The organism is Bacillus sp. FMQ74 (assembly GCF_001875785.1).
Taxonomy (GTDB): domain Bacteria; phylum Bacillota; class Bacilli; order Bacillales; family Bacillaceae; genus Bacillus; species Bacillus stercoris.
In genome coordinates, this window is record NZ_MOEO01000005.1 from 60,338 (window position 1) to 73,871 (window position 13,534).

General features: G+C 35.8%; 13 protein-coding genes and 6 pseudogenes. 8 read left to right on the forward strand and 11 right to left on the reverse strand.

What is annotated here, in order from left to right:
- The first annotated feature begins 18 nt into the window (after positions 1-18).
- Entirely contained in the window at positions 19-1,431 is a 1,413-nt protein-coding gene (locus BLL41_RS11070) for a flavin monoamine oxidase family protein (RefSeq protein ID WP_071578110.1), read from the forward strand.
- A 94-nt stretch (positions 1,432-1,525) separates the two neighbouring features.
- Here the strand turns inward: BLL41_RS11070 and BLL41_RS11075 are convergent, their stop codons facing one another.
- From BLL41_RS11075 to BLL41_RS23060, 3 genes are all read right to left on the reverse strand, one after another.
- Positions 1,526-1,990 (reverse strand): hypothetical protein, encoded by a 465-nt coding sequence (locus BLL41_RS11075; protein ID WP_071577892.1) that lies wholly within the window; start codon positions 1,988-1,990, stop codon positions 1,526-1,528.
- Positions 1,991-2,063: 73 nt separating this feature from the next.
- Positions 2,064-2,375: a hypothetical protein gene (locus BLL41_RS23055; RefSeq protein ID WP_256252442.1), complete on the reverse strand. Its 312-nt coding sequence runs from the start codon at positions 2,373-2,375 to the stop codon at positions 2,064-2,066.
- 23 nt (positions 2,376-2,398) lie between these two features.
- Entirely contained in the window at positions 2,399-2,479 is an 81-nt protein-coding gene (locus BLL41_RS23060) for a hypothetical protein (protein WP_240345573.1), read from the reverse strand.
- A gap of 125 nt (positions 2,480-2,604) precedes the next feature.
- Between BLL41_RS23060 and BLL41_RS23295 the strand changes: the two are divergent.
- Positions 2,605-2,706: pseudogene (locus BLL41_RS23295) on the forward strand (hypothetical protein); the annotation flags it as partial.
- An 84-nt stretch (positions 2,707-2,790) separates the two neighbouring features.
- Here BLL41_RS23295 and BLL41_RS11085 read toward each other — a convergent pair.
- The 5 genes from BLL41_RS11085 to BLL41_RS11100 all read right to left on the reverse strand — a co-directional run bounded on the left by BLL41_RS11085 (position 2,791) and on the right by BLL41_RS11100 (position 7,314).
- Positions 2,791-3,192, reverse strand: coding sequence for a UPF0715 family protein (locus tag BLL41_RS11085; RefSeq protein ID WP_240345541.1), 402 nt, complete (start codon positions 3,190-3,192; stop codon positions 2,791-2,793).
- A gap of 86 nt (positions 3,193-3,278) precedes the next feature.
- A complete protein-coding gene (locus BLL41_RS22610) occupies positions 3,279-3,443 on the reverse strand; it encodes a hypothetical protein (RefSeq protein ID WP_256252436.1) in 165 nt (54 codons plus the stop codon).
- Between the two features lie 113 nt (positions 3,444-3,556).
- Positions 3,557-4,465 (reverse strand): CPBP family intramembrane glutamic endopeptidase, encoded by a 909-nt coding sequence (locus BLL41_RS11090; RefSeq protein ID WP_071577894.1) that lies wholly within the window; start codon positions 4,463-4,465, stop codon positions 3,557-3,559.
- A gap of 447 nt (positions 4,466-4,912) precedes the next feature.
- Positions 4,913-5,554, reverse strand: coding sequence for an endo-1,4-beta-xylanase XynA (gene xynA / locus BLL41_RS11095; RefSeq protein ID WP_071577895.1), 642 nt, complete (start codon positions 5,552-5,554; stop codon positions 4,913-4,915).
- A 1,049-nt stretch (positions 5,555-6,603) separates the two neighbouring features.
- Entirely contained in the window at positions 6,604-7,314 is a 711-nt protein-coding gene (locus BLL41_RS11100; protein ID WP_177230636.1) for a hypothetical protein, read from the reverse strand.
- 956 nt (positions 7,315-8,270) lie between these two features.
- Here BLL41_RS11100 and BLL41_RS11110 point away from each other — a divergent pair.
- From BLL41_RS11110 to BLL41_RS11120, 3 genes are read left to right on the forward strand one after another with little or no spacing between them, the layout of a single operon-like run.
- Entirely contained in the window at positions 8,271-9,176 is a 906-nt protein-coding gene (locus BLL41_RS11110; RefSeq protein ID WP_083427994.1) for a S8 family peptidase, read from the forward strand.
- 19 nt (positions 9,177-9,195) lie between these two features.
- Positions 9,196-10,113 carry an SAR2788 family putative toxin gene (locus BLL41_RS11115; RefSeq protein WP_071577896.1) on the forward strand — a complete coding sequence of 306 codons (918 nt, stop codon included), beginning with the start codon at positions 9,196-9,198 and terminating at the stop codon, positions 10,111-10,113.
- Between the two features lie 30 nt (positions 10,114-10,143).
- Complete coding sequence (locus BLL41_RS11120) at positions 10,144-10,509, forward strand: hypothetical protein (RefSeq protein WP_071577897.1); 366 nt, start codon at positions 10,144-10,146, stop codon at positions 10,507-10,509.
- 70 nt (positions 10,510-10,579) lie between these two features.
- Here BLL41_RS11120 and BLL41_RS23065 read toward each other — a convergent pair.
- A pseudogene (locus tag BLL41_RS23065) lies at positions 10,580-10,660 on the reverse strand (hypothetical protein); the annotation flags it as partial.
- A 33-nt stretch (positions 10,661-10,693) separates the two neighbouring features.
- Here BLL41_RS23065 and BLL41_RS11125 point away from each other — a divergent pair.
- Together BLL41_RS11125 and BLL41_RS11130 are read left to right on the forward strand one after the other, a co-directional pair.
- A pseudogene (locus tag BLL41_RS11125) lies at positions 10,694-10,928 on the forward strand (SOS response-associated peptidase family protein); the annotation flags it as partial.
- Between the two features lie 2 nt (positions 10,929-10,930).
- Positions 10,931-11,428: pseudogene (locus BLL41_RS11130) on the forward strand (ATP-dependent DNA ligase); the annotation flags it as partial.
- A 531-nt stretch (positions 11,429-11,959) separates the two neighbouring features.
- Here BLL41_RS11130 and BLL41_RS11135 read toward each other — a convergent pair.
- Positions 11,960-12,748 carry a hypothetical protein gene (locus BLL41_RS11135; RefSeq protein ID WP_071577899.1) on the reverse strand — a complete coding sequence of 263 codons (789 nt, stop codon included), beginning with the start codon at positions 12,746-12,748 and terminating at the stop codon, positions 11,960-11,962.
- Positions 12,749-12,878: 130 nt separating this feature from the next.
- Here BLL41_RS11135 and BLL41_RS11140 point away from each other — a divergent pair.
- Positions 12,879-13,103, forward strand: a pseudogene (locus BLL41_RS11140) (hypothetical protein).
- 10 nt (positions 13,104-13,113) lie between these two features.
- Here the strand turns inward: BLL41_RS11140 and BLL41_RS11145 are convergent.
- Positions 13,114-13,435, reverse strand: a pseudogene (locus BLL41_RS11145) (hypothetical protein).
- Positions 13,436-13,534: the final 99 nt, after the last annotated feature.

Here is a 13,534-nt window from a genome sequence, read left to right on the forward strand (position 1 = left end):
TTTCTAAAGATTGATGACATGGTGAAGATCATTCGAAATGGCCTTAGTGCATCCCAGCACCCAAAGCATATTCTTGTTGTAGGAGCTGGATTGTCCGGGCTTGTATCAGCATCATTGCTGAAAAATGCCGGTCACAGAGTAACGATTCTCGAAGCGAGCGGCAGAGCGGGCGGCCGTGTCTGCACTTTGAGAGCTCCCTTTAGTGATGATTTGTATTTTAACGTTGGCCCGATGCGCATACCGAATAACCATTTGTTAACCTTAGAATATATCAAAAAATTCAAATTGCCAACAAATGTATTTATCAACAGAACCCCTATGGACATCATTTATGCCAATGGAATCAAGACACGTCTCCACATGTTTGAACGAGCTCCTGGAATACTGGGGTACCCAGTCGCACCACATGAACAAGGGAAAACGTCTGAAGAGCTGATGCTTTCTGTATTGCAGCCTATTCTAAATTTTATCAATCAAAATCCAGCGAGAAATTGGCGGATTGTCGAAGAACGATACAAAAATGATTCGTTAAGCTCTTTTTTGAATAGGTATTTTTCCTATGGCGCGATCGATATGATTGGTGTACTTTTGGATATGGAAGCATATATGGGGATGTCTCTTGTTGAAGTATTGCGGGAATCCATCTTTTTTTCATCACCCGCTCACTTCTATGAGATAACAGGCGGCATGGATCTGCTTCCACACGCGTTTCTTCCCCAATTAAAAACAAACATTCTATACCATCAAAAAATGATGAAAATGTCTCAGGATGAAAATCGTGTTACGATCCATTGCCAGCATCAACAAACGGCAGAATTTGCATCGTTTACAGCTGATCTCGCTATTGTAACCATTCCCTTTTCAACTTTGCGATTTGTAAAAGTCGAACCATACCATTCTTTCTCGTACTATAAACGGAGGGCCATCCGTGAGTTAAACTATATCAGCGCAACAAAAATCGGCATAGAGTTTAAAAGCCGATTTTGGGAAAAAGCCGGGCAGCGCGGCGGCAAATCTATGACAGATTTACCGATTCGTTTTTCGTATTATCCAAGCAGAAATATTGGAGCAAATGGACATGCTGTCATTCTGGCCAGCTATACATGGGCAGATGAGGCACTGATATGGGACAGTCTTTCAGAAGGAGAGCGTATCCAATATACTTTACTGGATTTATCTGAAATCTATGGCGATATTGTATGGTCTGAATTTGTATCAGGCGCTTCTTTCAGCTGGAGCCAGCACCCATATTCTGCGGGGGGATTTACAGCTTTCGAACCAGGACAAGAATTAGAGCTGTATCCCTATATTCCTGTCCCTGAGGGCAGAATTCATTTCGCCGGAGAACACGCCTCACTCACTCACGCGTGGATGCAGGGCGCAATTGAATCTGGAATACGCGTTGCTGATGAGGTCAATCGCTTACCTTAGATCATGCTCATCTTCTGACTTAAGGGCAAGCAATTCTAAATTAGTAATAATTAATTAAGCACTCATTAGTCATCTTTCGCTTTAATTTTTTCGATTATTTTTGCGAAAGGTAATTAAAATCACTGTTTCTAATGTTGTTAAGATTTATATCTTTATTTATCTTTTGGGCATACGGGGCAATGATATCCACAATAGGTGTCATATCAAAAGGAAAATCAAAGTCTAGGAACTCAGAATCTGAATTATATACCTGTTCTTTAATAAAAAATTGGCAATCTGGTTTCATGTTTAACAGACCATCTATAAAAGAAAAGGTATCAGCTGTAAAGTTTTCAAGATATCTTTCTTCAGTGAATGCAATTACTTGAATATAATTTGAGGAACCCTCATATTCATTTTCAACCTCTATACCAATTAACACTGGATTATCAGACAGCTCTCCTTTTCTTTTTGAATCAACGATTAAGATATAGCCGTAAATGTTTGAAGTTTCTTTTTGTATAACCTGAAAAAACTCGACTTCACTTGTTCTAAGAAGTCTGTAAAATTTTAAATCCATATAAACCTCACTATGATTAAAATGATTATTTTATTACTATTTTCCATGGTCACACTAAACAAAAAGCAGTCAATTAGATCTGCCCTTTAGTGTTTTCTTCTTTTAGCTTTTTGTTTAGTTTGAACCCAATTAAGACATTGACAATAGCTGCTGGAAGATACAAAACTCCTGCACCTATTATTCCTAATGCAGTACTTGAAGTCACTATAAATGTCTGCATTTCTGTGTTTCTTGACTTCAAGCAAAGTAATACTAGGAGGCCAGCTAAAACCCCCATAAGCCGTGCAATACCCGGAATAAAGAAATCTGTTAGGACTCCAAATAATTGCCCTATAATTGATAGCATAATCCCAAAAAAGCTGGATAATAAAACTAATTTTTTAATGGCGTTTTCCCCCTTTTTTGCTTCTATTCAACATACCCAAACCTTTTCTGATATAGGTCTTCAAGTATAGCAGCCCATTCAATCCAACCTTGTCCGTCCTCAATTCGCTCTAGTCAAAACACATGGAACGCCTCTGACGTTTTATTTCCATCCCCTAACAAGAGAAGACATAATAATTTTGTAATCCTCATTGCTAATCGAAGGAAATTGCTATTCTTGAATATGTTGAATAAATTATGTAGGTGATCTTGCGGAAGAGACATTTGAAACAAACGGGTACGATACTTAAATTGTTTGTGATTACACTCTGTTCAAAAGCTCTGTAAAGTCAAAACGATTAACCTTTTCATTCCCTCTCCTCCCTTCACCTAATTATATAATATTTTGGAATTTAGAAGTTGGTGATATACTTAGATTACTTAGCTGCTATTTTTTCCTTGTTTTGCAGAAAAACTGAGTCCCACACCCAAAAGATTAGAGCAAATGAAATGCCAAATAAGTAAATTTCGTATCCCATTAGAAAACCTATAGTTGCCTTTGGGTCAGTAGTTACAGCAAAGATTAACCACACTAAGAAGGAAAAGAATATGTATATAAGTAAATATTTCAAGCTAAACCTTTTTGGATTGCGATTCAAAAAATATTGAACAGGTGCAGCAAAGATTAAATAGAAGATAAAGAGAATAACACTTATTAAGAAGTATGGAATATAGCCATCGTAATCACTTCCCCAAACATAAACAACAGCAGCTGTTAATGCAGACAAGACATGAACAATAAAGATCTTTAAAACTTGCATATTTAGTACCCCTTTCATGTTAGAACCTTCCTCAATATTGTTCAGCCCCCCCTTAAAACCACTTTAAAATCTAGGTTTTATTTGATTAACCTGAAAATCCCACTTTATTTTCTTTTAACAACGACTTCAATTTCATCACCTTCAATAAGTTCAAAGCTGCCTGGCACATTATTTTCCGTTAATATATCAATTCCGGTTAATAACTCACCTGCATCTTCAATAACGCCATTTCCATCTTTTAGACACCACAATTCATTACTTAATAACACCACTGTACCCTTAAACCGAATGGGACTAATCTGTTTAACCTGCTAGTCGCGTTCAGTTCATTTTCACCAGGTTAATCTGTTGCCTAACTTTAAGTATAAAACTGCTGATTTGTTCAGAAATAAACATCGTGGTCGTCTTTCTTATTCTTCCGCCATTGAATAGTATTTCGGCGAGTTATTGCAATAGGTATTAATAGTAGAGTACCGACAATAAGCAACATAAAAAAGACCACAAACAGCGCACCTGTTCCCGGAACAATTTCTTCGTAGGTAATAAAGCGCTCCTCCCCCTGCAGGACGAAGAACCGAGAATTTTCGAGAAAGGCTAGATGAAAAGCGACAGACGTCCATAAGCTTCCTGTTACAATACGCAGGAGTTGAAGGATGATTCCAAAACACAACAATAAAAAAATGTAATCTAATGTGATAGCAGATGATTCAATTCCAGCTATATATTGCAAGCCACTTACAGTTATTGGAGCAAGCACAAACAGGATCGGCTGCAGGAGTAAGGCCGTGAAACAGTTACATCGCTTATTTAGAGCATAGTACACCGTTCCGCGAAAAGTTAATTCCTCTGGAAAAGCTTCATAAAAGAAAGCGATAATCATATTTAAGAAAAATGCTGTCACTAAATGGACAGAGAAGTGGAATTGCGTAACTTTGATCCAACCTAATAAATGGGCGATAGCGAAACCAGATCCGGATAATACAATCACATACATTGCCCCCATCAGGGCCTTCGGAATGGCTTGCCGCCACCCAGGCAGTCCTATAGAGTCAAATGGTCTACTAGATATCCGTTTAAGAAGAATGTAGAGTAACGGGACAGTAATTAATGTGACTAAACCTGCTTGGATACCTTGCTGCAAAAGCTTGGAAGCTCCTGCTTGATTAGCCATTGAACCGACTAAAGTAGCAAAAAACAAAGCAAATACGAACGTTCCCCAACTGAGCAAGACGGTTCCTAACCATTTGTGATGATTGTCTTGTTTTCCGCTTTTGGTCAAATAAATTTGCATTTTGATACCCCTTTCACATCATTCACGCTAAGCCCTATTGTCCTTAAACGTTCTAAAACTGTATTTTTTCTAATCCCACTACTTTTATTTTCATTAAAAATGTTGTTTTATTGAGCTTTCTCATAAAAAAAAACGCTCTGCTTTCATGCTACAGATGCGCTTCTAAGTTCTTCGAGTATATTCGGCCGTCAACTGAACAATTCTTTCGACTTCACAATAAAGTGAGAGGGATACGCGGTCAATCAATCAACCAATTGATTTTGATAAGGCCATTATACGTTTCTTAGAGAATCTCCTACCTCCAGCAATACCAAGGCCGTAGTAGAAAAACGACCTTTTACCATTACTCAGATTTTAATAATCATTTTCCATAGCCGAGGCATATATTAGGATTCAGCTAAAAGACCTTCGCCTCTTAGTAACTCACCCCTGATTAAAGATGATCTGTTACCACACTGTTACATTAGAACTTCCACTACTTTGATATCCTTCTGTCGCCAAGACTTGGTAAGCCCAATTACTGCCCAGATTCATTCCATGACTCTTCCATGCGTTAACATGATTGCTGAAAGTGATTGTAGCGTTGCTTCCGGTTGGTCTCTTCGACTGGCGAACACTCCAGTACTGCGTAAAAGTAGTGCGATCGCCATCAATGGAAGGTGCGTTATAACGTGTAGTTGTATATATGTCATATGTACCCCCATCACTTTTTACAGTACCTTTATACGTTCCAGTAGGTCTATAAGTACCCCATGAATCCACTACATAATATTCTATAAGAGGTGATCTCGTCCAACCATATAAAGTTAAATATCCATTGCCATTCGGTGCCCAAACTCCGGCATTATAGTTTATCGTCCTAAATGGCGAACCTGTAGTCCAACCTTTACCAACAACAAAATTTCCGGTATTAGACCAATTAACACTGTAATTCCCGCCAGACCCATTGACAGCGTTCACTATTCCGCCCCCATCAGTCCAATTTTGCCAGTAGTCTGTGCTAGCTGCAGAGGCGGTTGCCGAAAACAAGCTTATACTCATTAAAGCTGCCGTTAATCCAACTAAAAAATTCTTTTTAAACTTAAACATATGTTACCTCCCATAATATTTTTTCTGACTTTGACATGAGATAGCACTTGTAAATATTTAAAACATTCTTAATTACTAACACCATAGCTTTTGATCGTTCCCTTCAGTATAATACCACGAATTCACGAGTGAATATTATAAGTATTTGTAATTTAATTACAAATACCTAAAAATAACAATATAAATGGTTTTGTTCTTCCATATCCTGATCCTTTTTTCGCAGGATCACAATTCTTGTTTGTAAATCTGATGGAGCAATGTATGTAATTAATTACCCTTTATACCATTTCGTATAAAGGAGATATACATTAGAGATTGTGAAATTATTGTAGCTGCTGCTTGTCTAATAAAGGGAAGCAAATATATGAAGAATATGAAGAACTGAAGAAGAAAATAATTAAGGCTATACTAAGAAAGAACTGCTCAATTGGAATTATTGACCAAAAATTTGAGGATGATAGCTTAGATCAGTTTACAAAGAAGTTGCAAGATTGCTATTTGAAAGGGCTCTGAAAAAGAAAAATAAGAATTGACAATCAGGGTAACTGTGGAATGTAACCGAGCCTCCAATTCAATTGAATTTCTTTAAAATCCTTATTTTATTCAAAAGGCATCTGAAATTGAAAGATGCCTAATCATCATTATCACTAATGTTGCAAACAACTCGTCCAGACTTAGCTTGTTGATTATAGTCCACTTCAAATCCATTCTTTTTATAAAAATAAATCAACCTATCATGGTGATCAAAATCAACAGGCGAAATCCAACCAGAAATTTTTAATTCGATTTCTTCAGCAATTTTTTATTGGATAATCTAAGTAATATACTTTTACATCAAGCCCCTTAATAATTCCATGCCGAAAAGAATAAAAAACAATTACATCTCTTTCATCCTTGTCCTTCGTAATTGCTTTAATTGTATTTAAATCTGCTTTGACTCTAAAGAAGCTTAATATGGATAATCCGGGCTCTTCAGGGTCAATCCCATATTAGCCTTTGATTTTCTCGTTCCCACAACCAGGATTCTTTTCGACTTATAACGAGCTTCGCTAGCTGCGCTCAATGTTTTTCGTAATAATAGGATTTGACCCAATGATAATTTCTTCCCTTATTTTCACACCATTCAATAAATCCCTTTGATTGTTTTTCTGTAACAACACCCAGTCATTCAACAGATCTTGATAATAGTTAAGTGCTTCGTTATTGTTATTTCTTGTTTGTTGACATTCTACCTTGTTGTTTAACCGTATTGACTTAATAATAAGTGCTGTATCTTCTTTAATATCGCCAAGGTACAAATCTTCGGATATATGATGAAATGAATACCAAAGTGCGTTCAAATTTATATCGATTAGCGTTAATAAGGATAATTGTTCATTGCTGCCACCAAGTCTAAGCGCATTGTGTAAGTAATCGGCACGTTTTTCAGTATTTAAAAACACGCCATACCACCTATATGGCCTTGGATCTTCCGGATTACTCTTCATCCATCCCTTAAGTAAAGGCTTTATAATTTCCTCTTCCAAAGGATGAACGAGTACATGGTGAATATCATCTGATGTTTCAAATAAATCAAATAGCCAACATGCAAACTTCTGTTGGGCATTATTATCCCACGTCTTTGCTTCATCAATAAAAGAAGATACTGCTTTAAAGGATTCCTTACGTAACCCTTTTTCTTTGAGGGAGCAGAACTTTTGAAATAATGGGTATTCATCCAATCTGTCACTTTTCAAGATATTAGTTAAGATATTTACCATCGCTCACATCTCTCTTTGTTTAGAATAAAGTCCATGTTTTATTTAGACCTTGTACCTAGCTATATCACTAAGAATAACTTGATTTCCGTTTTCTACACCTGAATGCCTTTCAAAATGCTTTAATTGAATTATTACTTAATTTGTTTCTTGAAAGTGATATGTACAGTAAACTGAGTTGCTATCTTCAACTATAAAGTATGTATCCTGGATTAAGAAATTTGTAAAGCCAGCTGTTTTGAGTATCGCTTTACTCATCATGAGCATATCCATCTGGATATCATTATCAGTTAGAAGGTCCAAATTAGTAGTAAACGCTGTATGTAATTCAAAGAAAGAATTATCAAATTTAAAGTTTAAGATTTTCAGACAAACCCCCACCTTACCGTTTCCTTTATTATACAGCGAGATCTTATCTAATTAAAACTGCTGTTTTATTCAGAACTTAATGTCCATTGTTCCTTTCCCTCTTCCGTCCATTGCAGATGCTAGCCACTTCATAGTCTCTTTAATATAGTTTTAATAATAAAAGCTTCATGAGACAAGGTGATTTTTTGCCCGCTTGCACGCCCCCTCAACATTTTAAAAATTTCCACGGGCGTTTCAGTACATTCTCCATTCTCTATATTCCAAGTTTTTGTTTCATTGCCTAACCATTCTCCCTGTTAACGTCTTTTTTAGATGACACTTTAATCTCTCCATTCTGTGTGAAATTGTTGTTTACTTAATTAGATGCCATAATAAAAAAAGCGTCCTAACTTCAGATGCTGGTACGCTTTCTTTCTTAATATATTGAACATAAAACGACTCCGAGCATTCTCTTGTTTATTCAACCCTTCCACATTTAAAAAAATTTCAATATTCAAAATTTATTTTTTCCATATTTACTTACATATGGAAACAAAGTATTATTTACCTAAATGAAAAATAGTTAAAAAGTAGCTGAAAGAGGTTATTAAATGAAAAAGTTTTTTGTTACTTTTCTTGTGCTATTCTCCTTAACAGGATGCACTAGTAAGTATTCTCTAGTTACCTTGTCAAATGGTGACTGCAAAACAAACTGGGGACTATGTACTGTGTTCCCAAGTAAAGAAGTTAAACTTTATTCTCCAAAGAGTCCTATAAAGGTAGCTGTATTAGATAGTGGGATTAATAGCTCTATGCCTATTTTTGAAAATAGTTCAATAACCTCATATGATGCTATAAAAAATAATTCCACTACAAAAGATTCTTTAGGCCATGGTACAGCCATAGCGGGTGTTATTATGGCTCCTTTAAATAAACAAACAGTTCAAGGAATATCTCCTCAAGTGAGATTATTCGATGTTAAGGTTCTTAATGATAAAGGAGGTGGTGAAGTCAATGATGTAATTAACGGTATCAATTGGTGTATTAAACAGGATGTTGACATTATCAATCTCAGCTTTGGCTTTCAAAAAGACGACAAGGGATTAAGAAATGCTATCAACAAAGCAATTGAGAAGGACATAATAGTAATCGCTTCTGCTGGCAATACATTAGGTCTTTCAACGGATTATCCGGCAAAATATAAAAATGTTATATCTGTTTCCTCTATTGATAAAAACCTTAAAAGAGATCCATTTGCAGCAAAAGGTAAGATTGACTTTGTTGCACCAGGCGTTCAAATTCCTGCTTTCAATCCCAAAGGCGAAGTAAAAACCGTTAATGGAACATCATTTGCAACAGCTTTTGCAACAGGTGTTGTAGCAAATATTCTTTCTAAAAATCCACATTTTCAAAGAGAAGATGTAATTAAAAGCTTAAAGAGTACAGCCAAAGATTTAGGAAAAATAGGCCCTGATCAAGAATATGGTTATGGTTTAATACAATTCCACTCACAATAAAATAAAAAGGAGAAATAAATTGAAATATTTTATTAGCTTTTTACTCGCAGTATTTGTATTTTATAGCGTAGGAACAGAGTTTGTTTCTGCAACAACATATCAAAATATCAATGAAGAAGAATTAATTGATACTGATGAAACACCAACAGAAACAATTGACAGTGACCAAATTGATTCAGAAACTGAAGAGATATTTGGGGAATCTATTGATGGCAGTAATGTTGAATTAGAAAGCGACATAAATGGTAATGAAGCAACAATCCAAACAAATATTGAAACAGATGATTTATCTGTCGATGGTGAGTTAGAACTAGATTTAGACACAAGTAGTATGGTTGTTTCTGCAGAAGCAGAAGATGATTCTGGAGAAGTTTTCAATGGAGAATTTAATGTTGAATTACAAGATATAAATGATGATGGAGATTTCATTGCAACTGTAACTGATACGAAAACTGGGGAAGAGTTTAATGTAAATACTGCTGAAGTACATGCATCTTGGTACCCACTAGTTTGGATTGCTATCGTGGTTGCACGTATAGGTATAAAACAAGCTATTAAAAAATTTGGCAAAACAAGTGTTAAACAAGCAACCAAAAAGTATGGAACTAAAACATCTGCTTCAAAAGCTGTCCGTAAAGTTAGTATGAAAAATTTAGACGACCACTACCGTAAGCACAAAAAAGAATTTGGTAACATTACGAAATCTCAATATCTAAATAAAGCTCGAACTTTTTTAGGAAAAGCAACTAGCAAAACTGTTCTTGAAAAAAGAAGCAAGAAAAAATTTGGTGGCAATTATCGTTATTATAAGTATAATAAGAAGACCAATGAATTCTTATCTGTAGAACGACAAGGGAATAAAGATACTATTATAACGTACTTTAAGCCAAAACATCCAAATAAAAAAGCTGGTTATAATTATTATAAAAATCAATAGGAACTATAAATATATTAAAGAGGGATTGCTATGACTAAATTATATACATGTTTAATTTGCGGATATAAAGGATTAAGTGAAAACCCATTAAACAATGATGGGGAGTATCAAAAAACATTTGAAATTTGCCCTTGTTGCGATTTTGAATACGGCTACAGTGAAGATCATGAAGTAAGCTTAGGTTTTATTGTAACGCCAGATTACTTAATTGAAGCTGCAATTCAGTTATACCGAAAACAGTGGATTGAGAATGGAATGAAAATTGCAAATCCTAAATATATACCTGATGAATTAAGAAACGGTGACTGCTTAAAATTTGAGGTGTTGTTAAAGCAATTGAATAGCCTAAATCTCGATACAGAAAACTTTGAAATCAAGGGATTTAATGGTTATTAGGCAGCTTCAAGCCCCCGGTATGGGGGCTTTCTTATTATTGTAAAGTCTATCAGAAGACTGTTTAAGTATTAATATCAATGATTTTTTTCTTTCTCCATATTCCCCTGACCAACACTTCAACTTCTTTAACCTCAACTGTTTGCTGCATCACATCCCTCCTTTTTGTTTTTTTCGTGTATCAAGCTTGTACAATGACATCATCAAGCAATTCAACATAGATCAATTCTTACCTGAAGGTGAATATCACTTCACAAAACATCCTGACAATCATTAACGATGGATCCAATAACCGTCTGGGCAAGCTTAGATGGGGCCTTATCCCTCCTTGGGCTAAAGTTGAAAAGATCGGATACAAGATGATTAATGCTCGTGCCGAAACACTGGTCGAGAAACCAAGCTTTCGAAAGCCACTTGTCAGCACATTATCTATAAAGACGGTCAGTCAATAGCAGCTAATCCGCTCACTGAGCGTAAGACAGTTCTAAACTCACTTGAGCTAAATCACTCTAATGTCTTTGTACTTGAAGGAATTCAAGGTAACGGATTCGCTTACTTCAACCTGGCCAAAGAGAAGAATTTAGAGGGAATCGTACTCAAGAAAACTGACTCCCCTTATGAGATCAATAAACGTTCGCATAATTGGCTTAAAGTGATTAATTATGATTACACTGAAGTTCTTATAACCGGCTACACGAAGAAGGATATAAAATTCCTTCTGTCTTATTCTGATGGGACTGCAGCTGGATTTATGGAATTTATGCCCTATGCAGAACGTGGCAAATTTTATTCTATGAAACAAGTACAGTCTGAATCTGATGAGTATGTATTTATTGAGCCTATTTTATGTAAGGTTAAGCACAGATTTAAGACTAAGCACGGTAAACTCCGCATCCCTTCCTTCGAATCCTGGAGAGTATAAACTCTCCGTTACATAACTCCTTAGCGCCAAGTAATTAAAAAGCTAATGAAAATTTAGTACATTGGTCATTTAGTGTTTTCTAACGTAATTATATTTACTTCTCTTTGCACTAGGTGTTTTTGATGGCAGCTTGGACATGAAACAGTCGTTTCAATTGAAGGTGCATAGAAAATCACTTCATTACAGCTTCTGCATGTAAAACAATCCTTTTTTCACCAAAACTATTCACTCACTTCTTGTAAAATAAATATTTTATTTTGATTTTCATATTACCTAGATCTCTGATAATATTGACTTTGCAGGAAAACTATGGTATAATAATCTTTCAAACATTGAAGGCGGTATCTCCGCAGTTGCGACGCCAGAAAGGAAACTTTTCACTTTAATTGTTCCTCTTTTTGTGACATTTTTCTTGATGGGAGTTGGTGGCATGGACAATCACTTCATTAACGCTATAAGCACCTTTACAACATTATTCGATTTTCTTGAAATCATAGCACCTTTAGGTGTCGCCTTGAATGTTTGAACCCCTTAATTCCTTTCCTCCTTTAATTTCACATTAATGTTCAATACATTTGCAATACGTTTACCTACCTCTTCGGAAACTGATTCTGATACCCCTTCTTTAAATCCATAGAGCAATCGACCTCCATCCCTAAAACCTTCTTCAATAAGAGACTCGATTTTTACCCCCGCAATACTATCCAGCTTTCCTGACTCAGACATCTTCTGAACTTCATTAGAAACCGCAACATTAATCATTTCTTGAATATCTTGCCGTGTGATACCTAATTCGTTATGTATGAGATTTTTCATTTCTTTATATCCACTGTTTTTATTTTTGTGAATCTTCTCATGTTTATCTAGTGGGAGGAGAACGAGGTAATCTTCATGTGAAACACTTCGGGCGGATGCCCTCGTTTCAAATCGAACATAAATATAGTGGGGTGGACTTTGATACCCAACAGTTCCAATTTCCCCTTTACTGTAAATATCACACTTAGTAATCGAAATAATTTTCTCCCCCACTTTTGCTTTACGATCGACCATTTCGTAGCGCTGACCGTCATTGTGAACGATGTTGGTCGGTTCGAGTACACGGCAACAGGCTGGATCGCAAGCAACTCCGTTCCTATAGCCGCATAAATCTAAGTAAACAAAACTTGAATCGCTTCTGAGAAACGTACCTATCTCATCATCATCTCTAAGGATAATTTTCTCACCAACCTTTGCCTCCCGATCTATCTCCAAGTATTCGCGTTTAATGTCTCCTAATTTTTCGTCGACAAGCACATGAATCTTCTCATTAGTTTTTGTCATATTCCCATCCTCTCTTATTATTTTTATATTTTTTTTCAATTCTTTTTAGATTTTCACATTGCATTTCACTCTTTATATTGTAGAGGCATCACAAAAGACAGATGCCACATATTCTCGGAGGTGGAATCTAATGAAATTTCTTCTAGATTTTTTTGCGAATTGGACTTTTGTTAAAGTCATGGATTATTCACTAGCTGCTGTAATTTGGTTTGTCTTCAAGTCCAAGTCAAAGCAGAATGAGTATCGCGATGACTTTGAGGAAAGACGCCGCTATAGAGATTAACATCCCCCTCTGCGATCGTTATCGATGCGTGTACTTTTATCGATAACGATCCATCCTTATATGTTTAGTTAAAAACTATCTTTTATTCAATCTCTATATTCAACCCAGTTGATCCGACTTTGATTTCCCTCATCTCTCCAATCTGTGGCATATATAAATGTTTCTTTTCATTCACCGAAACAATTTCACCCTTCCAACAACCGTTTTGCACAAAGAATTTTGTCCCGATTGGTAAAGTGTGAAGATCTGCGTTCTCTATGTATTCTCCCTCCTCTCTATAAACATCTCCTTGTTCAGAAATCCTCCTTTTCGAAACTTTAATGTCGATTTAAGTTATGTAGCCAATCAGTTATTTTTGATTGCTCTTCACTACCGTTAACCATATCGAAAATCTTCCTGTACATGTCATTCCTCTTCTTTTGAAAAATACTTGTCTTACCTCTTTAACAGTTAAAGTTTCTTGATTTTGCACTTTTCCACTCATTAACTATCCACTTCATATG